This is a genomic window from Luteimonas sp. TWI596 (genome assembly GCF_039674105.1).
GTDB lineage: Bacteria > Pseudomonadota > Gammaproteobacteria > Xanthomonadales > Xanthomonadaceae > Luteimonas.
This window is the reverse complement of the sequence record NZ_JBDJMU010000021.1, coordinates 1-24,187: the sequence shown is the minus strand read 5'-3', so window position 1 is coordinate 24,187 and position 24,187 is coordinate 1. Positions and strand designations below refer to the sequence as shown.

The 24,187-nt window shown below is 67.8% G+C and carries 25 protein-coding genes, 1 other RNA gene and 1 pseudogene; 15 read left to right on the top strand and 12 right to left on the bottom strand.

The features are described 5' to 3' along the window. Window positions 1–54 precede the first annotated feature (54 nt). The gene (pepQ, locus tag ABE487_RS14545; RefSeq protein WP_346452408.1) at window positions 55–1,404 is read left to right on the top strand and encodes a Xaa-Pro dipeptidase; all 1,350 of its coding nucleotides are present in this window, start codon (window positions 55–57) and stop codon (window positions 1,402–1,404) included. A 119-nt stretch (window positions 1,405–1,523) separates the two neighbouring features. Here pepQ and ABE487_RS14540 read toward each other — a convergent pair whose 3' ends face one another. Together ABE487_RS14540 and ABE487_RS14535 are read right to left on the bottom strand one after the other, a co-directional pair. Then, the gene (locus ABE487_RS14540) at window positions 1,524–2,834 is read right to left on the bottom strand and encodes an aminopeptidase P N-terminal domain-containing protein (protein WP_346452410.1); all 1,311 of its coding nucleotides are present in this window, start codon (window positions 2,832–2,834) and stop codon (window positions 1,524–1,526) included. 13 nt (window positions 2,835–2,847) lie between these two features. Continuing rightward, a complete protein-coding gene (locus tag ABE487_RS14535; RefSeq protein WP_346452430.1) occupies window positions 2,848–3,387 on the bottom strand; it encodes a UPF0149 family protein in 540 nt (179 codons plus the stop codon). 139 nt (window positions 3,388–3,526) lie between these two features. Here ABE487_RS14535 and ABE487_RS14530 point away from each other — a divergent pair, with 139 nt between their 5' ends. The 7 genes from ABE487_RS14530 to rpiA all read left to right on the top strand — a co-directional run bounded on the left by ABE487_RS14530 (window position 3,527) and on the right by rpiA (window position 8,394). After that, window positions 3,527–5,722 (top strand): EAL domain-containing protein, encoded by a 2,196-nt coding sequence (locus tag ABE487_RS14530; protein ID WP_346452913.1) that lies wholly within the window; start codon window positions 3,527–3,529, stop codon window positions 5,720–5,722. A gap of 45 nt (window positions 5,723–5,767) precedes the next feature. Next, complete coding sequence (locus ABE487_RS14525; RefSeq protein WP_241945337.1) at window positions 5,768–5,989, top strand: TIGR02449 family protein; 222 nt, start codon at window positions 5,768–5,770, stop codon at window positions 5,987–5,989. Further along, the gene (locus ABE487_RS14520; RefSeq protein WP_346445323.1) at window positions 5,986–6,285 is read left to right on the top strand and encodes a cell division protein ZapA; all 300 of its coding nucleotides are present in this window, start codon (window positions 5,986–5,988) and stop codon (window positions 6,283–6,285) included. Before ABE487_RS14525 ends, ABE487_RS14520 begins: the two co-directional genes overlap by 4 nt. 152 nt (window positions 6,286–6,437) lie before the next feature. After that, a non-coding RNA gene (gene ssrS, locus ABE487_RS14515) (6S RNA) lies at window positions 6,438–6,622 on the top strand. A 54-nt stretch (window positions 6,623–6,676) separates the two neighbouring features. Then, complete coding sequence (locus ABE487_RS14510; RefSeq protein WP_346452414.1) at window positions 6,677–7,258, top strand: 5-formyltetrahydrofolate cyclo-ligase; 582 nt, start codon at window positions 6,677–6,679, stop codon at window positions 7,256–7,258. Between the two features lie 9 nt (window positions 7,259–7,267). After that, window positions 7,268–7,747, top strand: coding sequence for an EVE domain-containing protein (locus ABE487_RS14505; RefSeq protein WP_346445325.1), 480 nt, complete (start codon window positions 7,268–7,270; stop codon window positions 7,745–7,747). Beyond that, the gene (gene rpiA, locus ABE487_RS14500; RefSeq protein WP_346452416.1) at window positions 7,744–8,394 is read left to right on the top strand and encodes a ribose-5-phosphate isomerase RpiA; all 651 of its coding nucleotides are present in this window, start codon (window positions 7,744–7,746) and stop codon (window positions 8,392–8,394) included. The genes ABE487_RS14505 and rpiA overlap by 4 nt, the downstream gene beginning before the upstream one ends. Before the next feature lie 63 nt (window positions 8,395–8,457). On the opposite strand, the gene ABE487_RS14495 is transcribed toward rpiA, so the two are convergent. From ABE487_RS14495 to sucC, 8 genes are all read right to left on the bottom strand, one after another. Continuing rightward, window positions 8,458–8,925, bottom strand: a complete 468-nt coding sequence (locus ABE487_RS14495; protein WP_346445327.1) for a hypothetical protein — start codon at window positions 8,923–8,925, stop codon at window positions 8,458–8,460. 158 nt (window positions 8,926–9,083) lie between these two features. Beyond that, window positions 9,084–10,970: an RNA polymerase sigma factor RpoD gene (gene rpoD / locus ABE487_RS14490; protein ID WP_346445328.1), complete on the bottom strand. Its 1,887-nt coding sequence runs from the start codon at window positions 10,968–10,970 to the stop codon at window positions 9,084–9,086. Between the two features lie 54 nt (window positions 10,971–11,024). Next, window positions 11,025–11,462, bottom strand: coding sequence for a D-aminoacyl-tRNA deacylase (gene dtd / locus ABE487_RS14485; protein WP_346452417.1), 438 nt, complete (start codon window positions 11,460–11,462; stop codon window positions 11,025–11,027). 430 nt (window positions 11,463–11,892) lie between these two features. Then, window positions 11,893–13,542, bottom strand: coding sequence for an NAD+ synthase (locus ABE487_RS14480; protein WP_346452418.1), 1,650 nt, complete (start codon window positions 13,540–13,542; stop codon window positions 11,893–11,895). Then, entirely contained in the window at window positions 13,532–13,846 is a 315-nt protein-coding gene (locus tag ABE487_RS14475) for a CcdB family protein (RefSeq protein ID WP_346445331.1), read from the bottom strand. The genes ABE487_RS14480 and ABE487_RS14475 overlap by 11 nt, the downstream gene beginning before the upstream one ends. Next, window positions 13,843–14,121 carry a type II toxin-antitoxin system CcdA family antitoxin gene (locus ABE487_RS14470; protein WP_346445332.1) on the bottom strand — a complete coding sequence of 93 codons (279 nt, stop codon included), beginning with the start codon at window positions 14,119–14,121 and terminating at the stop codon, window positions 13,843–13,845. Before ABE487_RS14470 ends, ABE487_RS14475 begins: the two co-directional genes overlap by 4 nt. 254 nt (window positions 14,122–14,375) lie before the next feature. Next, window positions 14,376–15,248: a succinate--CoA ligase subunit alpha gene (gene sucD / locus ABE487_RS14465; protein ID WP_346452419.1), complete on the bottom strand. Its 873-nt coding sequence runs from the start codon at window positions 15,246–15,248 to the stop codon at window positions 14,376–14,378. 25 nt (window positions 15,249–15,273) lie between these two features. After that, on the bottom strand, window positions 15,274–16,437 hold the full coding sequence (gene sucC, locus ABE487_RS14460; RefSeq protein WP_337244111.1) for an ADP-forming succinate--CoA ligase subunit beta: 1,164 nt from the start codon (window positions 16,435–16,437) through the stop codon (window positions 15,274–15,276). Between the two features lie 194 nt (window positions 16,438–16,631). Here sucC and ABE487_RS14455 point away from each other — a divergent pair, with 194 nt between their 5' ends. Both ABE487_RS14455 and ABE487_RS14450 read left to right on the top strand, forming a co-directional pair. Then, window positions 16,632–18,206: an ATP-binding protein gene (locus tag ABE487_RS14455; protein WP_346452420.1), complete on the top strand. Its 1,575-nt coding sequence runs from the start codon at window positions 16,632–16,634 to the stop codon at window positions 18,204–18,206. A 178-nt stretch (window positions 18,207–18,384) separates the two neighbouring features. Continuing rightward, window positions 18,385–19,779, top strand: coding sequence for a sigma-54 dependent transcriptional regulator (locus ABE487_RS14450; protein ID WP_346448327.1), 1,395 nt, complete (start codon window positions 18,385–18,387; stop codon window positions 19,777–19,779). An 84-nt stretch (window positions 19,780–19,863) separates the two neighbouring features. Here ABE487_RS14450 and ABE487_RS14445 read toward each other — a convergent pair whose 3' ends face one another. Beyond that, window positions 19,864–20,259 (bottom strand): diguanylate cyclase, encoded by a 396-nt coding sequence (locus ABE487_RS14445; protein WP_346452422.1) that lies wholly within the window; start codon window positions 20,257–20,259, stop codon window positions 19,864–19,866. Between ABE487_RS14445 and ABE487_RS14440 the strand changes: the two genes are divergently transcribed. The 3 genes from ABE487_RS14440 (at window position 20,248) to ABE487_RS14430 (ending at window position 21,902) form a co-directional block, all read left to right on the top strand. Beyond that, window positions 20,248–21,063, top strand: a complete 816-nt coding sequence (locus ABE487_RS14440) for a sensor histidine kinase (RefSeq protein WP_346452423.1) — start codon at window positions 20,248–20,250, stop codon at window positions 21,061–21,063. The two genes, ABE487_RS14445 and ABE487_RS14440, sit on opposite strands and share 12 nt — an antisense overlap. A gap of 63 nt (window positions 21,064–21,126) precedes the next feature. After that, entirely contained in the window at window positions 21,127–21,306 is a 180-nt protein-coding gene (locus ABE487_RS14435) for a YhfG family protein (protein ID WP_346452424.1), read from the top strand. Then, on the top strand, window positions 21,306–21,902 hold the full coding sequence (locus ABE487_RS14430) for a Fic family protein (protein ID WP_346452426.1): 597 nt from the start codon (window positions 21,306–21,308) through the stop codon (window positions 21,900–21,902). The genes ABE487_RS14435 and ABE487_RS14430 overlap by 1 nt, the downstream gene beginning before the upstream one ends. 203 nt (window positions 21,903–22,105) lie before the next feature. Here ABE487_RS14430 and ABE487_RS14425 read toward each other — a convergent pair whose 3' ends face one another. Then, window positions 22,106–22,246 carry a hypothetical protein gene (locus ABE487_RS14425; protein ID WP_346452427.1) on the bottom strand — a complete coding sequence of 47 codons (141 nt, stop codon included), beginning with the start codon at window positions 22,244–22,246 and terminating at the stop codon, window positions 22,106–22,108. Between the two features lie 128 nt (window positions 22,247–22,374). Here ABE487_RS14425 and ABE487_RS14420 point away from each other — a divergent pair, with 128 nt between their 5' ends. Then, the gene (locus tag ABE487_RS14420; RefSeq protein WP_346452428.1) at window positions 22,375–23,127 is read left to right on the top strand and encodes a hypothetical protein; all 753 of its coding nucleotides are present in this window, start codon (window positions 22,375–22,377) and stop codon (window positions 23,125–23,127) included. 352 nt (window positions 23,128–23,479) lie between these two features. Next, window positions 23,480–23,569: pseudogene (locus ABE487_RS14415) on the top strand (prepilin-type N-terminal cleavage/methylation domain-containing protein); the annotation flags it as partial. Window positions 23,570–24,187 lie beyond the last annotated feature (618 nt).

The window sequence follows — 24,187 nt, the reverse complement described above, 5'->3', positions numbered from 1 at the left end:
GCCCTGGGTCGCTTGCGGCAGAATAGACGTTCACGCTTTCCCCGCAGGATCGAGATGTCTATCACTTCCGCGTTGTCCGCTGCCGACCTCTACGCAGACCACCTCGCGACGCTGTCCGAGCGCACGCGCACCGCGCTCGAGCGCGCGGGCCTCGACCATCTGGTGATCCCCAGCGGCACCCTGCATTACCAGGTCTTCGACGACCGCGACTACCCCTACGCGGTCAATCCGCAGTTCAAGGCCTGGGTGCCGTTGACCCGCACCCCGGGCAGTTGGCTGGTGGTGACGCCCGGCGCGAAGCCGAAGCTGATCTACCTGCAGCCGCGCGACTACTGGCACGTCGTGCCCGAGGCGCCCTCGGGCTACTGGGTGGAACACTTCGATGTCGTGGTCATCCGCAAGCCGGAAGACACCCAGCAGCATCTGCCCAAGAATGCCGCGCGCTGCGCGATCCTCGGCGAGCCCCAGAGCGCACTCGGCCAGTACGGCGCCTATCGCCCGAACAACCCGCAGGCGGTGCTCGACCATCTCGACTACCACCGCGCGTTCAAGACGCCCTACGAGATCGCGATACTGCGCGAGGCCACGCGCATCGCGGTCGGCGCCCACCAGGCCGCCGAGCGTGCGTTCCGTGCCGGCGCCAGCGAGTTCGGCATCCACCTGGCCTACTGCCAGGCCGCCGGCCAGGATGCCAACGAACTGCCGTACCACAACATCGTCGCGCTCAACACGCACGCCGCGGTGCTGCACTACACCGAGCTGGGCCGTTTGGCACCCGACCCCGTGCACAGCTTCCTGATCGACGCCGGCGCCAGCCACGCCGGCTACGCGGCCGACATCACCCGCAGCTATGCGCACGACACCGGCAGCGAGTTCCAGGCGATGATCGACGCGGTCGACCGCGCGCAACAGGCGATGTGCGCGCAGGTGCGCAGCGGCTTCGACTACAAGCAATTGCACCTGGATGCACACCTGGCGCTGTCGGGCGTGCTGCGCGATTTCGGCGTGCTGCGCATCTCGCCCGAAGAAGCGCTGGAGACCGGCGTCAGCGCCGCGTTCTTTCCGCACGGCATCGGCCACGGCATCGGCCTGCAGGTGCACGACGTCGCCGGCTTCGCGGCCTCGGAGACCGGCGGCACCATCGCCAAGCCCGACGGCCATCCCTATCTGCGCCTGACCCGCACGCTGGCGCCGGGCATGGTCGTCACGATCGAGCCGGGCGTGTACTTCGTCGACATGCTGCTCGAGGACCTCAAAGCCGCGGGCAAGGGCGATGCGGTCGACTGGGATCGGGTCGAGACGTTCCGCCCCTACGGCGGCATCCGGATCGAGGACAACGTGGTGTGCACCGACGATGCCCCGATCAACCTCACGCGCGAGGCGTGGAGCGCGTCGGCCGAGTAAGCCGCCCCCGCCCACCCCGTCCACCCCGGCGCAACGCGCCGGGCGTTCGGTCGACCCGCGCGGCAGTGCCGCGCAAGCGGATCGCCCTCACCCCCGCGAGCGGGGGCGGGCTGATGGGTCTAGCGCGCCTGCGCCATGAACGCCTCGATCTCGTCGGCCGTGCGGGCCAGGCCGGCGGTGAGCACCTCGTGGCCGGCGCGGGTGATCAGCACGTCGTCCTCGGTGCGGATGCCGATGCCGCGCCACTTCGCATCGACCGACGTGTCATCGGCCGGCACGTAAAGCCCCGGCTCGATGGTATAGACCATGCCCGGCTCGAGCAGGCGGGACTCGCCCTCGATGCGGTAGTCGCCGACATCGTGCACGTCCAGGCCCAGCCAGTGCCCGGTCTTGTGCGGGTAGTAGCGCTTGTAGCGGCCCTCGGCGATGCATGTCTCTAGGCGCCCCTTGAGCAGCCCCAGCCGCAGCAGCCCCTCGGTCAGCGCTTCGACCGCCGCATGGTGCCCCGCCTCGTAGGGCCGGCCGGGCTGCGCCTTGCGCAACGCCGCCTGCTGCGCCGCTTCCACGACCTCGTGCAGCGCCCGCTGCGCCGCGGTGAAGCGGCCGTTGACCGGAAACGTCCGAGTGATGTCGGCGGCGTAGCCGCGGTACTCCGCTCCTGCGTCGATCAGCACCAGGTCGCCGTCGCGCGCCTGCGCGCCGTTGGCCCGGTAATGCAAGACGCAGGCGTTGGCACCTGCACCGACGATGCTCTCGTAGGCCGGTACCGCATCGTGGCGGCGGAACACGTACTCCAGCTCGGCCTGCAGTTCGTACTCGCGCATGCCCGGCCGCGCCGCACGCATCGCCGCGGCATGGGCCTCGACGCTGATCTTCGCCGCGCGGCGCATCAGTTTGAGTTCGTCGGCGGTCTTGATCAGCCGCATCTCGTCGAGCAGGTGACCAAGCTCGAGGAACTCGTGCGGCGGCTGCGCGCCCAGCCGCACCTGTGCGCGTACGCGGTTGAGCCAGCCGATGAGCTGCAGATCGAATTCGGTGTCGCGCCCGAAGTGGTAGTACACCCGCGTCCTGCCCTCGAGCAGCCCGGGCAGGATCTCGTCGAGATCGTCGATCGGGTATGCATCGTCGACGCCCAGCGCATCCATTGCCCCCTCGGGACCGACCCGCGGCCCGTCCCAGGCTTCGCGTTCGGCATCGCGCTCCCGGCAGAACAGCAGCGCCTCACCGTGCGCGCGGCCCGGCACCAGCACCAGCACCGCGTCGGGCTCAGCGAACCCAGTCAGGTACCACAGGTCGGAATCCTGGCGATACGGAAAGTGGGTGTCGCGACTGCGGATGCGCTCAGGCGCCGATGGGACCACCACGATCGCGTCGTTGCCGGCCATCCGCATCAACTGGCGCCGTCGCTTCTGACAGGCGGCCACGGACATCGCGCCGGCCACGTCAGTTCAACCGGTTGCGGTGACGCCGGCCCAGCGCCGCATCGCCGTGCAGCAGCAACACCGCCACGCGAACGAATTCCTCGATCTCGGCGAATGCGTCCTCCTCGGCATCGTCGTCCTCGGCATCGGCCTGGGCGTCGGCCGCCGCAAGCCGCGCGAGATCGGCCAAGGCCTCGGTGCCTTCTTCCGACAGGCCCGGGGCCGCGCCCGCAGCCAGACCGAAGCCGCCGAGAAAACCGCGACACCAATCGAACAGCGCCGCGCTGCGCGCCGACAGGGGGGCGTCCTCGTCGGGCAGCACCAGTGCAAACCCGAAACTGCGGTCCTCCAATTGCGCCGCGCTGACCGCGCGCAGCCGGTCGAGCGCACTGCCGGCCACCGGGGCAGGCAGCGTGTCGTCGGCGAGTACCGGCGCCAGCCAGTCGGCTCGCGACGCCCCGCCGCCGGCCAGCCAACCACAGAGGCCTCCATGCAATTCGCTGGCGCCGATGGCCAACTGCAGACGGCCGATTTCGGCGTCGATCTCGGCGGGACTGGGCAGGCGTTCGGACACGGGACTCACAAGGGCGGCGACGGACGATGCAGTGTAGCAACCGTGCCGTCGTCTCCTTATCGCCGCGCTTGTTGTCCCGCCCACGCGATGCCTAAACTCGACGCCGCCCCTCCGGCGCGGAGTCCGCGTGATCGTCCCCAGTCCGTTGCACGTTTCGGTCACTGCATTGCTGGCCGCATTGCTGGTGCTGTGCGTGGCGCTGGCGCTCGGGCGGCGGGGCCGACGCGACCGCCCCCGCCCGCGGGACGAACGGGCCACGCGACTGAACCTGGCGCTGTGGGCCACGGGCGAGCGCGACTGGGATTACGACATGGCGTCCGGCGTGGTCCGGCATACCGTGTGCGAGACCGACCCCCATGGCGAGACGGCCGTTGAGCACGCCGTCCCGATCGAGGGACTGCTGCACCCCGAGGATCGCCCGCTCGCCCGCGATGCGCTCGCGCGCTACATCCAGGGCGACGGCAGCGGCCAACTGCAACTGCAACTGCGCGTCGCGATCGACGGCGGCGACTGGCGCTGGGTTCGCGTGCGCGGTCGCGCCGTCGCACGCGGCCGCGACGGCGCGATAGCGCGCATCGCCGGCACGGCGCTCGACGTCACCGCCACGCGCACGGCCGAACGCGAACACCGGATCGCTGCCGAAGTGCTGCGCAGCATGCGCGAGGCGGTCGCGGTCATCGATGCCGGCTTCCGCTACGTCTCAGTCAATCCCGCATTCCTGCGCATGACCGGCTATACCGAGAGCGAGGTGCTCGGCCAGGATGCGCGGCTGCTCGACGACAACCCCGACGCCGAAGATGTCTCGCGCCACCTGCGCGAGGAGGCCGCGCGCCACGGGCACTGGAGCGGCGAGCTGCGGCAGCGGCGCAAGGACGGCGAGCAGTTCCTCGCAGCGGTGGAGTGCCGCACGGTCTACGACGCCGACATGGGCCAACCCCTGCACGTGTTCGTTCTCAACGACATCACCCACCAAAAGCGCGCCGAGCAGGAACTGCGCTACCTGGCCAACTTCGACACCCTGACCAGTCTGCCCAATCGCTCGCTGCTGTCCGAGCGCCTGTCGCGCGCGATCGCGCGCGCGCGCGACAACGGCCATCGCATCGCGGTGCTGTTCCTCGATCTCGACCGGTTCAAGGACATCAACGACTCGCTGGGCCACGCCGCTGGCGACCGCATCCTGTGCGCGGCCGCCACCCGGGTGCAGCAGACGGTCGGCATGCACCATACCGTCGCGCGCCTGGGCGGCGACGAATTCACCATCGTCATCGAGAACCTCGACGACGTGCAGGCCGCCGACCGCATCGCCCGCGAGATCATTCATGCCTTCGAAGCCCCGCTGCGCATCGACGATCGCCGGCAGATCACGATCTCGCCCTCGCTGGGCATCAGCGTGTATCCCGACCACGCGCGCGGGGCGGTCGAACTGCTCAAGCAGGCCGACATCGCGATGTACCAGGCCAAGGCCGCGGGGCGCCGGACCTTCAAGCGTTACGACGATGCGATGGACATCGCGGCCCGCCGGCGCACCACGCTGACCGGTGCGCTGCGCGAGGTGCTCGACCGCGGCGAACTGCGCCTGGCCATGCAGCCGCGGCACGCCCGGGCCCAGGGCGGCATCGCCTGCGTCGAGGCCCTGCTGCGCTGGAACAGCCCGACGCTGGGCGAGATTCCGCCGAGCGAGTTCATCCCGATCGCCGAGGAAAGCGGCCTGATCCACGAGATCGGCGAATGGGTGCTGCGCGAGGCCTGTCGCACCGTGCTCGATTGGCGTCGCCAGGGGGTGGCCGACATCTCGGTCTCGGTCAACGTCTCGCTGCTGCAATTGCTGCGCGGCGACTTCCCGGGCGTGGTGCGCCGTGTGCTGGAGGAGGTCGGATTCCCGCCCCAGGGGCTGGAGCTGGAACTGACCGAAAGCGTGCTGATGGCCGACGCCGAGCATGCGGCCGCGCGCCTGCAGGCGCTGCGCACGATGGGCGTGTCGCTGGCGATCGACGATTTCGGCACCGGGTATTCGTCGCTGGCCTATCTCAAGCGGCTGCCGATCACCACGATCAAGATCGACAAGGCCTTCGTGGCCGGGCTGCCGGACGACCGGGAGGACGCCGCGATCACTGCCACCGTCATCTCGCTGGCGCATGCGCTGGGGCGCCGGGTCGTCGCAGAGGGCGTGGAGACGGAGGCACAACTGCGCTTTCTGACCGACCGCAACTGCGATGAGGTGCAGGGCTACTGGATCTCGCGGCCCCTGCCCCCGGACCAGTGCCTGGCCTTCGTCCGCGCCCACCCTGCTGGTGCCGCGCCGGCGGCAGACGACAACGGCTAAGGCGCCCGCCTTGACCGGCACCGGGGGGCTGCCTATCGTGCCGACATGGACACGCCCGACGTCATCACCCAGCTCGCCCGCCTGACAGCGCGCGTAGAGACGTTGATCGAGCGCGCCCGCCTGCTCCGCGACGAGAACCGCAGCCTGCGCCAGCAACAGGAGAGCATCGTCGTCGAACGTGCCCAACTGGTGTCGAAGAACGAACAGGCGCGCTCGCGCGTGGAAGCGATGATCGCGCGCCTCAAATCCCTGGAGCAGCACACGTGAGCAGTGCCAGCGAGGCGGTCAGTGTCCGCGTGCTGGACCGTGAATACACCGTGGGCGTGGCGCCGGGCGAGCGCGACGGCCTGACCGCAGCCGCACGCCTGGTCGACACCCAGATGCGCGAGATCCGCGGCGCCAACCGTATGGCGGCCGTCGACCGCATTGCAGTGCTCGCGGCGCTGAATTTCGCGCACGAACTGCTGCAACTGCGCCAGACCGGGGGCAGCGATGGCCGCGCGATTGCCGAGGCCATCGCGGCGCTGCACCGCCGGCTCGACGCGTTCGAAGCCGAACTGTGATGACCGTTGCAGGCGCGCGCGAACGGCGGCGACGCGTTCGCGATCGCCCCGCCTTCGCATCGCCGCCACGCGGCTGAACTCGTCCCATCCCTACGCAGCGTTCTCCGACAAACGGCTGCGCGCGCGCCCGCTGCGGCGCTATACTGCGCCTGCGTTCTCTGCCGTGTCCGACAGCGTGCAAAACATTCGCCTTGTCCCTTAAGAACGACACCGGGGATGCAGGAAAACCGGGAGTGCATATCCGCCTTCGAGCGGAAAGCCCGAAGGAATTCCGGCGTTCCCACTTGAACCCCGGGTTCAAGGTCGTTTCGCGTGCATCGACATGTGCGGAGAACGTATCTCTTTCCGCCTGCCGCGTCGCCGGCGCTTTTTCGACGACGAGTCCGGCCGCATGACCGACCGCCCCGCCCTCCGCCGCCGCCTGCGCGACCAGCGCCGCGCGCTGCCGGCCGCGGTGCGGATCGTCGCCGCCGAAGGCTTGACCGCGCAGTTGCTCGCGCTGCCCATGCTGCCCGCCACGGGCTACGTGGCCGGCTACTGGGCCAGCGATGGCGAGATCGGCCTGCACGTCTTCCAGCTCCGCCTGCCGCCCGGCCTGATCTACTGCCTGCCGCTGCTGCATGGCGACACGCTGCGCTTCGCGCCCTGGCGCGCGGGCGATGCGCTGGTGACCAACCGCTACGGCATTCCCGAGCCGGACGTCGAGCCGGCGTCGGCGCTCGATGCGCGCGAGATGGCACTGGTCGTCGCGCCACTGGTTGGCTTCGACGCGCAGGGCCATCGCCTGGGCATGGGTGGGGGCTGGTACGACCGCAGCTTCGCATTCCGCCGGGCGCAGGGCGCGCCGCCCATGCTGGTCGGCGCCGCCTTCGCCTCGCAGCAGGTGGATGCACTCGATGCCGCCGACTGGGACGTGCCGCTGGACGCGGTCTGCACCGAATCGGCGACCCTGTTTTCGCCCCTTGCCGCCTGACGAGACGCGATGAGCACCCGCAAGCGCTACTGGCTGATGAAGTCCGAACCGGAAGATTTCTCGATTGACGACCTGGCCCGCGTCGGTACCGAACCGTGGACCGGCGTTCGCAACTACCAGGCGCGCAACTTCATGCGCGACGGCATGCGGATCGGCGATGCCGTGTTTTTCTACCACTCCAACGCAGCCGTGCCCGGCATCTACGGCATCGCCGAGGTCGCCAGCACCGCCTATCCGGATCCGACGCAGTTCGACGCCTCGTCGAAGTACTACGACGAGAAGGCGAGCCAGGAGACGCCGCGCTGGTTCCTCGTTGACGTGCGCTACGTGCGCACGCTGGCCCACCCCATCACGCTGAGCGAGATCCGCGAGCATGCGGACGCGCTGGGCGAGGAGTTCGCGCTGATCCGCAAGGGCGCGCGCCTGTCCGTGCTGCCGGTCACAGCCGCGCAGTGGAAGCTGTTGTCGTCCCTGGAGAAGAAGCGATGAGCGAAGGCAAGCGCCTGGCCGGCGAGAAGGCGATCGAGTACGTCGAGGGCGGCATGATCGTCGGCGTCGGCACCGGCTCGACGGTGGCGTTCTTCATCGACGCACTGGCGAAGATCAAGCACCGCATCGACGGCGCGGTGTCGAGCTCCGATCAGAGCACCGAGCGCCTGCGCCGGCACGGCATCGAGGTACTCGACCTCAACGCCACCGGCCCGCTGTCGCTGTACGTCGACGGCGCCGACGAGTGCGATCCGGGCAAGCATCTGATCAAGGGCGGTGGCGCGGCACTGACGCGCGAGAAGATCATCGCCGAGGCCAGCGAGCGGTTCGTCTGCATCATCGACCCGGCCAAGCAGGTACCGGTGCTGGGCACGTTCCCGCTGCCGATCGAGGTCATCCCGATGGCCCGCAGCCTCGTCGCCCGCGAGATCCTGGCGACCACCGGCGGTCAGCCCGTCTGGCGCGAGGGCGTGCGCACCGACAACGGCAACTGGGTGCTCGATATCCACGGCCTGTCGATCGCCGATCCGGTAGGCCTGGAAACGCAGCTCAACCAGATCCCGGGCGTGGTCAGCGTCGGTCTGTTCGCCCGCCGCAAGGCCGATGTCGTCATCGTCGGCACATCGACGCCGACTGTCCTCGACTGACAGGCCGGATCCAGCCGGACGGACGCTGGCGTCGTCCCAGCCCGCCGCCAACACCCGTTGTGCTCAGGCGCCAGCGAACAGCAGCAAGCCGATGCCGAGGGCGGTGATCGGCAGCAGCACCAGCAGTGAGATGCCCAGCGCCAGCCAGTTGGAGCGCATCGGCAGGCCCGCGCGTTCGCGGCGGGCGATGGCCTCGCCTTGCGTCTTGCCGGCCAGCACCGTCACCGCGACCAGGGTAGGCACGGTTATCAGCACGCCGGGGAACTGCTCGGGCAGGACCGCACCGAGCGCGCCCGTCGCCAGCAGCCCCAGCAGCGCCAGGCCCAGTGTCGGCCAGACGCGCTCGGGCCGGCCCATGCGGTGGAAGTTCATCGCCATCAGCAGGCCGCCGGCCAGCACTGATCCGAAGAAGGTGGCGATGCCGATGCCGGCGATCTTGAACAACGGCAATCCGGCCGCGTCCTGCGATTCGACGATTGGCGCACTTGGCGGCGCATAGGGATCGGGCGTGGCGTGGACCTGTTCGTCCATGGGCATCCTCGGTGGCGACATGTCGTGCGGCACGCGCTCGCGCGCGCGCGCCCTCTCCCGCCAAGCCTAACCGGTGCAGGCGCGTGCTCCTACGGGGCGGGATACCCACGAAACAGCCCGCCTTTCGGCGGGCTGTTTCGTGGATCGATAGCAGCAGATCACTCGACGTCGAGGAAGCTCCGCAGTTGCTCGCTGCGCGAGGGGTGACGCAGCTTGCGCAGCGCCTTGGCCTCGATCTGACGGATCCGCTCGCGGGTCACGTCGAACTGCTTGCCTACCTCCTCGAGAGTGTGGTCGGTGTTCATGTCGATGCCGAAGCGCATCCGCAGCACCTTCGCCTCCCGCGGGGTCAGGCCGGCAAGCACATCGCGGACCGTCTCCATCAGGTTGGTGTTGGTGGTCGCGTCGATCGGGGACTCCACATTGGTGTCCTCGATGAAGTCGCCCAGATGCGAGTCCTCGTCGTCGCCGATCGGGGTCTCCATCGAGATCGGCTCCTTGGCGATCTTCATCACCTTGCGGATCTTGTCCTCGGGCATGTCCATTTCCTTGGCCAGCTCCTCGGGCGTGGCCTCGCGGCCGTACTGCTGGAGCATCTGGCGGGAAATGCGGTTCAACTTGTTGATCGTCTCGATCATGTGCACCGGAATCCGGATGGTGCGTGCCTGGTCGGCGATCGAGCGGGTGATGGCCTGACGGATCCACCACGTGGCATAGGTCGAGAACTTGAAGCCGCGGCGATGTTCGAACTTGTCGACCGCTTTCATCAGGCCGATGTTGCCCTCCTGGATGAGGTCCAGGAACTGCAGGCCACGGTTGGTGTACTTCTTGGCAATCGAGATCACCAGGCGCAGGTTGGCCTCGACCATTTCCTTCTTGGCCTTGCGGGCCTTGGCCTCGCCGTAGGCCATCGCCCGGTTGATCTCCTTCAGATCGCCCAGGGTCACGCCCATGGCCTTCTCGATCGCCAGCGTGGCTTCCTGCTCGGCGACGATCTGATCGCGCACGTCCTTCAGGCCCGACGACCACTTCTGCTTGCGCTTGATCATCTCGTCCGCCCAGCCGGTGTTGGTCTGGTTGCCGTCCCAGGCACGGATGAAGTCCTTGCGCGGCATCTTGGCCACGCGGGTGGACAGGTCGAGGATGCGGCGCTCGTGGTCCTTGAGCTCGCCGACGACATCGCGCAGCTTGCGCACCAGCAGGTCGCTCAGCGGCAGCGGCAGCTTGAAGGTCATGAACTGGTCGGCCATCTCGCCGCGCAGCTTCACGACCGGCTTGGCCGACGCGCCGTTCTTGGCGTAGGCCTTCTGGAACTTGTTGAACAGGTCGGCCAGCACATCCATGCGGCGCGCCACCTCGGCCGGGTCCGGACCGCTGGGACCGGTGCTCTCTTCCTCGTCGCTGCTGTCGTCGTCCGCATCGTCGTCGTCGCTGTCGGCGTCGTCCGCATCGGCGGCGACCGGCGCAGGCGCGTTGCCGGCGGCGGCCTCTTCTTCAGCGGCGAGTTCTTCGAGCAACTGGTCGTTGAAGCCGACCACGACTTCGGCCAGGCGCTTCTTGCCGGCCTTGTGCAGTTCGTATTCCTCGAGCAGCAACTGGACCGACCAGGGGAAGCTGGCCACCGAGGCCATCATCTGGTTCAGGCCTTCCTCGATGCGCTTGGCGATGGCGATCTCGCCTTCGCGGGTCAGCAGCTCGACCGTGCCCATCTCGCGCATGTACATGCGCACCGGATCGGTGGTGCGACCGCCTTCGGTATCGAGCGAGGTCAGCGCCGCGGCGGCTTCCTCGGCCGCGGTCTCGTCGACCTCGCGGTTGCCGCTCGACTCGCCGGCCAGCAGCAGCGTCTCAGCGTCGGGCGCGACCTCATGGACATCGATGCCCATGCCGTTGATCATGCCGATGATGTCTTCGATCTGCTCCGGATCGACCATGTCGTCGGGCAGGTGATCGTTGACCTCGGCGTAGGTCAGATAGCCCTGCTCCAAGCCCTTGCTGATCAGGAGCTTGATGTCGGACTGCTGGGCGGGACGTTCATTCGCCATGTGGCGCACCGTTGTCAAAGTGAACCCGTAATTATACCACCTGCGGGGCCGGGGTCATGCCCGCAGCAGGAAGGTGACCGGGCCGTCGTTGACCAGGCTGACCTCCATATGGGCGCCGAACCGTCCCGTTTCCACCCCCCCATGGCAGGTGCGGCAGACCGCCACCAGGCGATCGAAGGTCCGTTCAGCCTCCTCAGGCGGCGCGGCGGTGCTGAAGCCCGGCCGGTTGCCTGAGCGAGTGTCGGCGGCCAGCGTGAACTGGCTGACCAGCAACAGCCCGCCGCCGGTCTGCGCCAGCGACCGGTTCATGCGACCGGCTTCGTCGCCAAACACCCGGTAAGCCAGCAGCCGCTCGGCCATCCGCGCCACCTGCGCCTCGCCGTCGCCGGGTTCGATCCCGACCAACGCCAGCAGCCCCGGCCCGATCCGGCCGACGACATCGCCATCGACCCGCACCGCCGCCTCGCTGACCCGCTGGATCAGCGCGAGCATGGCAACCCCGCGGCTCGCCACTTGAGGCTCATCGCGTGCCCCGACACCGCGCCCCCATCCCGACCTTCCCCCGCAAGCGGGGGAAGGGGTGAAGGCGCGCGACGCACAGCAACGCTCGCAGCGCGCTGCGGCTTGCTGCCCTCCCCCGCTTGCGGGGGAGGGTTGGGTGGGGGCACACGGCCAGGTGACGCAGACGGCAGGGGCGAGCGACGAATGCCGCAGACCGCTCGATCCAGCCCGCACCCCGCCCAAACGCCCCCATCCCGGCCTTCCCCCGCTTGCGGGGGAAGGAGTGAGGGCGCGCGACGCATCACAACGCTCGCAGCGCGCTGTGGCTTGCTGCCTTCCTCCGCTTGCGGGGGAGGCAGCGAGGCCCGGCTCGCGTCGCAGCCGTCCTCGGCAAGCAGGGGAAGGCGCAAGGCGCGACCCATCAGCCCGAGTACCGGTTACTGATCGGATAGCGGCGCTCGCGGCCGAAGGCGCGGCGCGAAATCTTTGGGCCCGGGGCTGCCTGGTGCCGCTTCCATTCGCTGGTGCGCACCAGCCGCAGCATCCGGTCGACGGTCGTCGCGTCGAAGCCGGCGGCGACGATCTCGTCGCGCGACTCCTCCTGGTCGACGAAGCGGCGCAGGATCGCGTCGAGCACGTCGTAGGGCGGCAGCGAGTCCTGGTCGAGCTGGTCGGCGCGCAATTCGGCCGACGGCGGCCGGTCGATGACGGCGGACGGGATCACCGGACTGCCGGCGACCGTGTTGCGCCACTTCGCCAGCCCGAAGACCTCGGTCTTGTAGAGGTCCTTGAGCGGCGCGTAGCCGCCGCACATGTCGCCGTAGATCGTCGCGTAACCGACCGCGTACTCGCTCTTGTTGCCGGTGGTCAGCAGCAGCCCGCCATGCTTGTTGGACAGCGCCATCAGGATCGCGCCGCGCGTGCGCGACTGCAGGTTCTCTTCGGTCACGTCGGGCGCGGCGTCGCCGAAGGCCTCGGCCAGCGTGTCGAGGAACCCCTGGAACGGTGGCTCGATCGGAATCGTGAGCATGCGCACACCCAGACGCTCGCACTGCTCGGCCGCCAGGTCGTTGCTCAGCCCGGCGGTGTAGCGCGACGGCAGCCGCACCGCGGTGACGTTGTCGGCGCCCAGCGCATCGACCGCCATCGCCAGCACCACCGACGAGTCGATACCGCCCGACAGCCCCAGCCACACCTTCGAAAAACCATTCTTGCCACAGTAGTCGCGCAGCCCCCGCACTACCGCGCGCCAGGCCAGCGCATCGATGCTCTCGTCGCCGTCGTCGACCCAAAGGACCGGCGTGAAGCCGCGGCGCTGCCGATCGTAATCGACCACCAGCCATTGATCGTCGAACGCGACCGCCGCCGGATGCACGGTGCCATCGGCATCGGCGACGACAGAGGCGCCATCGAACACCAGCGCATCCTGGCCGCCGACCACGTTGACGTAGGCCAGCGCCACGCCCGCATCGCGCGTGCGCTCGGCCAGCAGCGCGTCGCGCTGGCGATGCTTGCCGCGCTCGTAGGGCGAGGCGTTGGGCACCACGACCAGTTCGGCGCCGGCGCGCACGGTGTCGTCGAGCGGCTCGGGGAACCACAGGTCCTCGCACACCAGCACACCGACCGGCACGCCGCGCACGTCGATCACGCACGAGCCGCCATCGGGATCGACGTGGAAGTAACGCCGCTCGTCGAAGACGTTGTAGTTGGGCAGTTCGCGCTTGCGGTAGGTCCGCTCGACCTTGCCATCGCGCAGCACGCTGGCGGAGTTGTAGAGCACGCTGCCGGCCGATTCGGGCCAACCGACGACCGCGACGATACCGTGCACGTCCTTGGCGACCTGCATCAGCGCGGCCTCGCAGTCGATCAGGAAGCCCGGCCGCATCAACAGGTCTTCGGGCGGATAGCCGCTGATCGCAAGCTCGGGAAACACCACGATGTCGGCGCCGAACTCGGTCTTCGCCTCCTCGATCATCGCGGCGATGCGTTCGGCATTGCGCCCCACGTCCCCGACAGGAAAGTCGAACTGGGCCAGGGCGATGCGCAGGGAGCGGGACGGGTCAGATGCCATGCGTCAGGAAATCCAGGGCTTCGATGATGCGCAGTCGCTCGCCCGACAGGTTCGCGACCTGCCGACCGAGCATCTGCATGGGCACGCTGGTGATCTGCGCGGTGTCCATCACCATCGTTTTACCGGCGACCGGCAGTGCCGGCATCAGGCCGGTGACCAGCGGGCCGGCCTGCTCGGGTGGAATCAGCGGCACGACGACACGCGACTCCACAGTGTCGATCAAATCGCTCTGCACGTTCAGCCAACAGGGCACCGCGCGACGCGAAGCCGGGTCGGCATTGGCATAGACGCAGAATTGACTCATGCCCTCGTCGGATCCTTCAGCGATGCCTTGAATGCGCGGACGCGGTCGCTGGCGAGTCCGTCGCGGGCGATGCGCGCGTTGTACGCGGCCATCGCCTCGCGGTTCTCCTCCCGCCACTGGGCGCGCTTGCGGGCGCGCACTTCGGCTTCCAGCGCCTTTTCCAGCGTCGCCGACAGATTGATGTCGAGCGCACGCGCTTCCTCGAGCAATCCCTGGTTGACGCTGACATTGGTCGCACGCTTGCCGTAGCCGGCATAGTCTTCGCGGATGCGCATGACGCGGCCCTCTTCGATGCGCATCTATCATGCGCATCGGCCAACCCCATGTCAACAGCCTCGCCGGACTGGCGCACCGACCGGTACAAGTACCTGTCTGCCGACTGTTCCGGCGTGACCGCTCCGTAAAACCGGGGTCAGAGTGCAATTCTGCGAGGCGAAATTGCACTCTGACCCCGGTTTTGGCGCGGCGAGACCAAGAAAAAGGCCGCCCGAAGGCGGCCTTTTCGCAAAGCGCCGGTGAGCCGGATCGCTTACTTGACCAGCTCGGCGATCGCCGCGCCCAGGTCGCCCGGCGAACGGACGGTCTTCACGCCGGCCGCTTCCATCGCCTTGAACTTGCCTTCGGCCGTGCCCGAGCCACCCGACGCAATCGCGCCGGCATGGCCCATGCGCTTGCCCGGAGGGGCCGAGGCGCCGGCGATGAAGCCCACGACCGGCTTCTTGACGTGCGCCTTGATGTACTCGGCGCCCGCTTCCTCGGCGTCGCCGCCGATCTCGCCGACCATGATGATGCCCTCGGTCTGCGGGTCCTCGTTGAACAGCTTCAGGCAGTCGACGAAGTTCAGCCCGTTGATCGGATCGCCGCCGATGCCAATGACCGTCGACTGGCCCAGGCCCGCCGCGGTGGTCTGCTTGACGGCTTCATAGGTCAGCGTGCCCGAGCGCGAGACGATGCCGATCTTGCCCGGCTGGTGGATGTGGCCCGGCATAATGCCGATCTTGCACTCGCCCGGGGTGATCACGCCGGGGCAGTTCGGACCGACCAGCGTGACATCGGGGTGCGACTTGAGCACGTTCTTCACGCGCAGCATGTCGAGCACCGGAATGCCCTCGGTAATGCAGACGACGACCTTGATGCCGGCCGCTGCGGCCTCGAGGATCGCGTCGGCCGCGAACGGCGGCGGCACGTAGATCACCGACGCATCGGCGCCGGTGGCTTCGACCGCTTCGCGCACGGTGTTGAACACCGGCAGTTCGATGTGGGTGGTGCCGCCCTTGCCGGGGGTCACGCCGCCGACGACCTGGGTGCCGTACTCGACCATCTGGGTCGCATGGAAGGTGCCCTGCTGGCCGGTGAAGCCCTGCACGATGACCTTCGTATTCTTGTTGATCAAAACAGACATTGAATGAGTTCCTGGTCGCGTGGGGTCAGGCGGCAACGGCCGCGACGGCCTTCTTGGCGCCGTCGTTGATGTCGTCGGCAGGGGTGATGGCCAGGCCGGATTCGGCCAGCAGCTTCTTGCCCGCTTCCACGTTGGTGCCTTCCAGACGGACCACGACCGGCACCTTGACGTCCACTTCCTTGACCGCGGCGATGATGCCCTCGGCGATCATGTCGCAGCGCACGATGCCGCCGAAGATGTTGACGAAGATCGCCTTGACCTTGTCCGAGGACAGGATGAGCTTGAACGCCTCGGTCACGCGCTCCTTGGTCGCGCCGCCGCCGACATCGAGGAAGTTGGCCGGCGAACCGCCGTTGAGGGCGATCACGTCCATCGTTGCCATCGCCAGGCCTGCGCCGTTGACCATGCAGCCGATGTTGCCGTCCATCGTCACGTAGTTGAGGTCGTACTCGCTGGCGCGCACCTCGGCCTCGTCTTCCTGGGTCGTGTCGCGCATCGCGGCCAGATCCTTGTGGCGGAAGGTCGCGTTGTCGTCGCTGTTGACCTTGCCGTCGAGGGCGTACAGGTCACCGCTGTCGAGGATCGCCAGCGGGTTGAGCTCGACCAGCGCCAGGTCCTTCTCGTTGAACAGCCGGTACAGGCCGCCCATGATCTTGGCCAGCTGGTTGGCCTGCTTGGCGTTCAGGCCGATCTTGAAGCCGATGTCGCGGCCCTGGTAGGCCTGGAAGCCCTCGACGAAGCCGACATTGAGGGTCTCGATCTTCTCGGGGGTCTCGGCAGCGACCTGCTCGATGTCCACGCCACCCTCGCTCGAGACGATGTAGGTGATCGACTGCGTGCCGCGGTCGACCAGGACCGACAGGTACAGTTCCTTGGCGATCTCGCCAGCCTCGGTCACCAGCACCAGGTTCACCGGCAGCGCGACGCCCGCCGACTGGTAGGTCGCCATGTTCGTGCCGAGCATCTTCTCGGCCGCGGCCTTCACATCGTCGTGGGTCTTGCAGAACTTCACGCCACCGGCCTTGCCGCGGCCACCGGCGTGGATCTGGGCCTTGACCATCCAGGGGCCATCGCCCAGGGACTTGGCTGCTTCGACTGCTTCGTCGGCGGTGGACGCAACGCGCCCGGCCGGCACGGGGATGCCGTAATCGGCAAACAACTGCTTCGCCTGGTATTCGTGGAAGTTCATGTGGGGTCCGTACGGGAAGGAAATGTCGCCGACCGCCGGCGGGCGCACAGGGCGCGGCGGGCCGACGGGGTCCGCCATTCTCGCGCATGCGCGCCCGCCGGGCAAAACCGGGGGTCGGCCGGGACCGTCGGCGCCTGCCTATACTGGCGCCGGACCGTCCCCTTGGAGCCCCCGTGCCGCTGGCCGCCCCCGCGATGTCCCGGTCGCTGATGCAGCGCGAACTGGCCCTGTTCTCGCTCTATCGGGTGCTCGAGGCCGCGCTGCTGGCGCTGGTCGTGTTCAGCCCCTGGGGCGAGGCGCTGGGCGGCGTGGAGATCGCCGCGATCGCGGTGCCGGTGAGCCTGGGCTACCTGGTCGCCTCGGTCGGCCTGCTGATCCACGCCCGCGCGCCCCATCCGGACTATGCCGCCCACGCGACGGTCGGTATCGGCGTCGACATCCTGGTCGCGGCGTTGACCAGCCATGCCGTGCCCGATGTCGCCCCCGGCGTGGCGATGCTGCTGCTGTTCAACGTCGCCGCGGCCTCGCTGTTCGTGCGCCTGCGCACCGGCCTGCTGATCTGCATGGCGGCGGCCGCCTCGCTCCTGATCGGACCGCTCGCCGGCCTGATGAGCGCACGCGCGCCGACACGCCCGGTTGCCGAGCCACTGATGTTCGCGCTCGGCCTGTTCGCCGCCGCCTCGCTGACCCGCATGCTCGGCACGCAGATCCGCGAGAGCCAGGCGCTGGCCGACCACCACGAGGCCGAGGCGCAGAGCCTGGCCGAGATCAACGAACTGATCATCCGCCGCATGCAGACCGGGGTCCTGCTCGTCGACGGCGCCGGCCACGTGCGCCGCGCCAACGAAGCCGCGCTCGCCCTGCTCGATGCCGACGGCGACCCACACGGCCGCCCGTTGTCGCGCCTGTCGCCGCCGCTGGCGCTGCGCCTGGCCAGCTGGCTGCGCAGCGGCAGCAGCGACGGCGCCCCACTCGCCTTGCGCGAACATGTCGATGTCATGCCGCGGTTCGTGCGCCTGCTCGCCGATGGCGACAACACGCTCGTGTTCCTCGACGACACCTCGCTGGTCACCCGCCGCGCCGAATCGCTGACCCTGGCCACCATGGGACGGTTCTCGGCCAGCCTCGCCCACGAGATCCGCAACCCGCTGGCGGCGATCAGCTACGCGACGCAGCTGCTCGAAGAATCGGACGCCATCCAGGACGGCGATCGCCGCCTGCTTCAGATCGTCCACCAGCAATGCGTGCGCACCAACGGCATCGTCGAGAGCGTGCTCGGCCTGGCGCGTCGCGAGCGCGCACGGCCCGAACCTGTCGAACTGGTCGCCGCCGTCCACGCCTTCGTGCAGGACTACCGGCTGCTCATCACCGACGACAACGCCGTCCTGGACGCGGACTGCGACACCGCCTGCGTGCGCGCGGTGGTCGACCCGCGCCACCTGCACCAGGTGCTCACCGCGCTGGTCAACAACGCCGTGCGCTACGGCCGTCAGCCCGGCGAACCGGCGCGCATCACCCTGCGCGTCGAGGATGGCGAACGCCCCTGCATCAGCGTGCGCGACCACGGCCCCGGCATCGAGGACACCGCGCTGGCGCAGCTGTTCCGCCCCTTCTTCACCACCTCCGAAAGCGGCACCGGCCTGGGGCTCTACATCGCCCACGAACTGTGTCGCGCCAACGAAGCACGGCTCGACTATGTCCCCGCACCGGGCGGCGGCGCCTGCTTCCGGATCGCACTGTCGGCGCGGCGCGGCGCGCTGCGCGGCTGAACCGCAGCCGGCCCGGCGCGCGGGCGCGAACGAGCATGAAAACGCACGAACCCTCACGAAAACAAGGCGCCCTGCCGCGTTCGGTGTGACCGGCGTCACCAGTGTGACCCTCGTCACTATTGGCAAAAGCTGTCACTATGGGTCACCCCGCAAAAGCCAAGCGCCCAGCCAGATTTCGATGAGCGAGCACCGCAGCGCCCTGATCGTCGACGACGAACACGACATCCGCGAACTGCTGGTCCTCACGCTGGGCCGCATGGGCCTGCGTACCGATACCGCGCCCAACCTCGCGGCCGCCCGCGAACTGCTGGCCGCCGGCCGCTACGACCTGTGCCTGACCGACATGCGCCTGCCCGACGGCTCCGGTCTGGACCTGGTCGGCGAGATCAACACACGCTTTCCCGGCACCCCGGTCGCAGTGATCACCGCCTACGGCAATGTCGAGGCCGCGGTCGATGCGCTGAAGGCCGGCGCGTTCGATTTCGTCAGCAAGCCGGTCGACATCAACGTGCTGCGCGGCCTGGTGCGCCAGGCGCTGGAGCTGGGCGAGCGCGGCCGCCACAGCGACGACGCGACCGGCGGCCGCCTGCTCGGCAAGTCAGAGGCGATGGTCACGCTGCGCAACACGCTGGCCAAGGTCGCGCGCAGCCAGGCTCCGGTGTGCATCAACGGCGAATCGGGCACCGGCAAGGAACTCGTCGCGCGCATGCTGCATGCCCAAAGCGCGCGCGCCGGCGGTCCCTTCGTACCGGTCAACTGCGGCGCGATTCCCACCGAGCTGATGGAAAGCGAGTTCTTCGGGCATCGCAAGGGCAGCTTCACTGGCGCGCACAGCGACAAGCCCGGCCTGTTCCAGGCGGCCGAGGGCGGCACGCTGTTCCTCGACGAAGTCGCCGAACTGCCGCTGCCGATGCAGGTCAAGCTGTTGCGCGCGATCCAGGAAAAATCGGTGCGCCCGGTCGGCGCTTCGGCCGAAGTGCAGGTCGACGTGCGCATCCTCTCGGCCACCCACAAGGACCTGGCGACCCTGGTCGATGAAGGCCGCTTCCGCCACGACCTCTACTACCGCATCAACGTCATCGGCCTGACCGTGCCGCCGCTGCGCGAGCGCGCCGGTGACCTGCCCCTGTTGTCGGATGCCATCCTGCGCCGGCTCGCCCAAGCCATGCGCCGCCCGGCACCAGCGCTTGCGCCGGACGCGATCGCCGCCCTCGAGGCACATGCCTTTCCCGGCAATATCCGCGAACTGGAAAACATCCTCGAGCGCGCGCTGGCGATGGCCGACGGCGACCGCATCACCGCTGCCGATCTGCACCTGCCGACCGCCCAACCCGGCATGGCCGGCAACAGCGCCGCGGCCCAAACCGCCGTCCGCCTGCCGCCCGACCCGCGCACGCTCAGCCCCTACGAGACCGCCGGCACTGCCCTGCCCTCCTACATCGAGGACATCGAACGCGCCGCGATCCAGCAAGCGCTGCAGGAAAACCGCTACAACAAGACCAAGACCGCCGCCGTGCTCGGCATTACCTTCCGCGCCCTGCGCTACAAGCTCAAGAAGCTCGGCATCGACTGAAGCCAAATCGGAGCACAACCGGCGGTCAAAACCGGGGTCAGAGTGCAATTTCACGGTAATTGCACTCTGACCCCGGTTTTGAGATCACGGGCGCTTGGCGGCCTCCTGCCGCACCGGTCCACCCCCGCCTCGGGTGCTCCCCGTCGCCTTGGGCCGCACCTGCGACCAGTCCATCGGCCGGTTGCCGCCAATCTCGATCCAGCCCTGCTGCAGGGCATGGCAGGGGTTGTCCAGCACGCTGTAGACATCCACGCCATTACCGGCTCCCAGGCCCCAGACGCCCGCCCAGGCATTGCGACCGGCTCGCTTGGCGACGTACAGCGCCCGATCCGCCACACGGATCGCTTCCTGCCAACGCGGCGCGTCGCCGGGGAACACCGGCAACGACGACACACCGATCGAGACCGTCAGTGGCAGCGCGCCGTCGCGGCCGTCCTCCACGCGCAGCCGCTCGATCTGCCGGCGCAGATGTTCGGCCAACGCGAACGCAGCGACTTGCGAGGTGCCACCCCGCGCGACCAAGAACTCCTCGCCGCCCTAGCGCGCCACCACGTCGCCCGCATCGCAGGCATCGCGCAGGCAGCGCGCGACCTCGACCAACGCGGCATCGCCGATGTCGTGCCCGAAGCGATCGATCCGGAGGAGATGAAAGCGGCGCTGCGCAGTGCGGAATCCGCCGCACGTCGCGCCGGCAAAGCCAGCCACCGCCTCGTGGACTTTAGCCGCCACGACGAGACCGCGCCCGAGACCTTCGCCGCCGCCACGGCCCTCGCCGACCTCGACCCCATGCTGCGGCAAACGTTCCTGCCTGGGGTGGATGTCGTCCTCGATCTCGATCCAGGCGCCCACCTGGCGATCCACTTCGACCGCGCTCACCTCGAACTGATCCTACTGAGCTTGGCGGCCAACGCCCAGCAGGCCATGCCCGACGGCGGACGCTTCACGCTCTCCGTTGCCCCTTACGCCCTCGACCGCGTCGAGATCATCGCCCGCGACACCGGACGCGGCATGAGCGCCACCACCCGCGCACGCTGCTTCGAACTGTTCTTCACCACCCGCCCCGCCGCCCAGGAGGCCGGCCTTGGCCTGGCCGTCGCCGCCCATCTCGTCCGCGAAGCCGGTGGTGACATCACCGTCGAGAGCGCACCGGGCCAGGGCAGCGCCTTCCGCATCGTGCTGCCGTGGCAAGCGCAGGACGCCGAAACCGCGCGCACAGGCAGCCGCAGGCCGCGGGCGTCAAGTCAGGCGCTCTGGCAGCGGCCCGCGGCGGGGCAGCAGAGCTGAGGGCGCCGCCTCCACCAGCTCTGCGATACAATGAAGATCCGCTGCCGTATCCGATTTCCAACCATGAAAACGACACTCAGCGATCAGGCACTTCAGTGGTATCTGCATCATCGCCGCGAGAACTTCGCGGCAAGCCAACGACTCGAGGGCATCGACACCCAGTCGACGCGCGCGCATAACACCAGTCCGCTCCCCACGCGGGAACAACTGCTGAAGAAGTACGCCATTCGAAGCGGGCGCTGATGCGCGACAAATACGGGACTGGCGAGGATCCTGACTGCTGGCCAGGCACCAGCGTCCTGAAGAACAAGCTCCAGCTACATGATGAAGCCGCGCTCGCGGTCGCAGAAGCTGACTTCGCCGCAGCCGCTGTGCAGAACATCACGATTGGACCGCCGCCTTTCGACGTCGCTTACTTGAAGCGCCTGCATCGTCAGCTCTTCGGTGACGTATACGATTGGGCAGGGCACTTCAGGAAGGTCGACATTACCAAAGGGGACACCCGCTTCTGCACGGCCTCCAGAATCGAGCCCGAGGCAGCCAAGATCATCGACCTCCTGACGCAAGCCGCCCCCTCCACTCAAGGCTCCCGCCAGTTCCTTACGCATGTGGCGTATTGCTACGGCGAACTCAACATGGTGCATCCGTTTCGCGAGGGCAACGGACGCACGCAGCGCCTCTTCTTCGAGCATTGGCTCTTGACGCTGGGCTACGGCACCCACTGGGATCGCGTCCAACGAGACGAATGGATTGCGGCTTGCATTGCGGCCGCCGGATGCGACTACGCAGCCCTCACCACCATTTTCGAACGGTGCATATCTCCAATCGAATCCCCGTAGCGCCGCCGAAAGAGCCGATAGAATCCGAACCTCACATAGAGTTGTGACGACGCACGCGTAACGAGACATGGAATGTCCGAATCTTCTGACAATCTGCCCGCCCGCCTGATCGCTGACATCGGCCCCACACTGGAATGGCTGCAAAAACGTGCATGGCCACTCGGTGGCATCGGTCTGGTCGTGACCGTAATGTGCCTGCTTTATCACGCGCGACGCGCGCAGGTGCCGCTGGATTTGACCTCATCATCAATGATCGCCGCGATCCCGATGTTGCTGGCCCTGATCACAGTGTGCGCGACGGCACTGACGATCAACTCCCTGCTACCTGCCTGTTTGCTGATCATGCGGCCCAAGCTCGAGGGCGATCCCCTGATCGACTTGCTTGCCGACGCCCCCCGGTCGCACAGAGCAAGCCGCGGCTGCCGCCCAAGCGTTACGGAAGCGCATCACCTGCTTCTGGATCGGTACACCCGTGGCCCAGGCCGTCGTGTTGATCATAGCCAGCGTGGCCGCAGATCACTTGCCGGCAGTCGCAGACAACGACCTGTCAATAATTGCCTTCCTGGCGGCAGCGGTAGCCGTAGGCGCATGGCTGATTGTAAAGATCCCCGGCTGCCCACTCGACGCGCTCTCCTGGCAGTTCCGGTGCTTCTCTGGATTGGATGCGGTGGGACAACTTTTTTCCGTGGCCTTGGTCCTGAGTCTGCTTCTACGGCACCCGGCAGGTAGCGACCTTGAGATCGTGCTGTCGATTCTGACGGCGTTGTTGGCCATCGGTGTCTTGCAAGTCGCCGCGGCACTGGCTGCCAATCGCGTCCGCACCCATCCACGTCCACTGGCTGCGGCGAGCGCACTCGGCTTGACGGCCGTCTTCGTGTTTGCCTTGATCCCTCCCATGGGCGCGGCACTGGCGGACTTCGCACTCCGAGCCCCACTCACGGGCGGCGCGGCTTGCGTCCAGATCACCTGGGTCCCTGATCGCGCGCCCGAAAGCGTGGACCGCCGGCTACGCGTCGTCGCGCCGGCCGGAGACACGCTACTCGTCCAACGGCCCGGCGTACCGGACACCACCTACTTTGTACGACGGGACGCCATTCTGGCCATGACCGGTATCAATTGCCGTTTTGCGGAGCAGCGAGCAACCGACGAACGCGCCAAGGCTGCACACGCCCCTGCTGACGCCCTCACGTCCGCGTCCGAAGCAGCGGACGGCATCACCCGCTGAGCTGATCCGTATCGCAAACAATGTGGCTCAAGTTCGGCGATACGCCGTCGATATCTTCCTGCGTTCTTCAGGCGCGGGGATAGTTAAGCCCGAACTGAGACAGGCATCACGTAGGCTACCCACCACAGCCTGACGCTAAACGTCACAACCCGACACTGCTTGGCATGTCGGGGGCAGAACGCTCACACTTGTTCACCACGAACGCGCTCATAATGCGCGAGCCGGCGCATTCGCGCGATTGGCACGACCCATGCGACATCCCTGATGCACGTGCATGTCGCACGGCTGCCCACGGATCGGCACCCGCCGCTTTCCAGGCACGTGAATCCATCCACCCTTGGGGAGTTGCTCCATGAAGACGCAGAAAGGTTTCACCCTGATCGAACTGATGATCGTCGTCGCGATCATTGCCATCCTGGCCGCGATCGCGCTGCCGGCTTACAACAACTACCGCGTTAAGGCAGCAGAGAATGCTTGCCTCGGTGAAGCCAAGGCGTATATGAACTCAGCCGTTTCCGCTGTTCATGCCAATATGACGGTGGAACCCTACGCGCCGAAGGCGTGCGCTTCCATCTCGGCTCCGATCACCGCAGACAATGTCGCCAGCAGCGCTGCCATCACGTTCGCGGCCACCTCGAATCCTGCAGGTCAGACGAGCACGACCTGTAACGCCGGAACGGCGAGCTGTGCATTGACAGCTACAGCAGGCACCAGCTCGAGTTCGGGTGGCACGAGCGGCACGACTGGCGGTTGATAAGCCGATACATCGATGACAAAAGTAAAGGGGGCCTTGCCCCCTTTACTTTTCAACCATATGACAACACCGCCTCCGCCAACGGCTGTCCCCCTGAGAGTGGGGCTAAGCGGCCTGGCTGGCTTCTCCGTCGGGCTGGCAGCGTCGCTAGCATTTGATCTAGCCCCCATCTCATCTCTAGCGGCGTTGATACTCGGCAGACTCAACTTCCAAGTGCAACACCCGGCGGAGTGTAGGGTGTCGCGATGGGAAAACAGTACAGCCACCTGAGCGCGGAAGAGCGCGCAGTGCTTCAGGTCGAGCGCA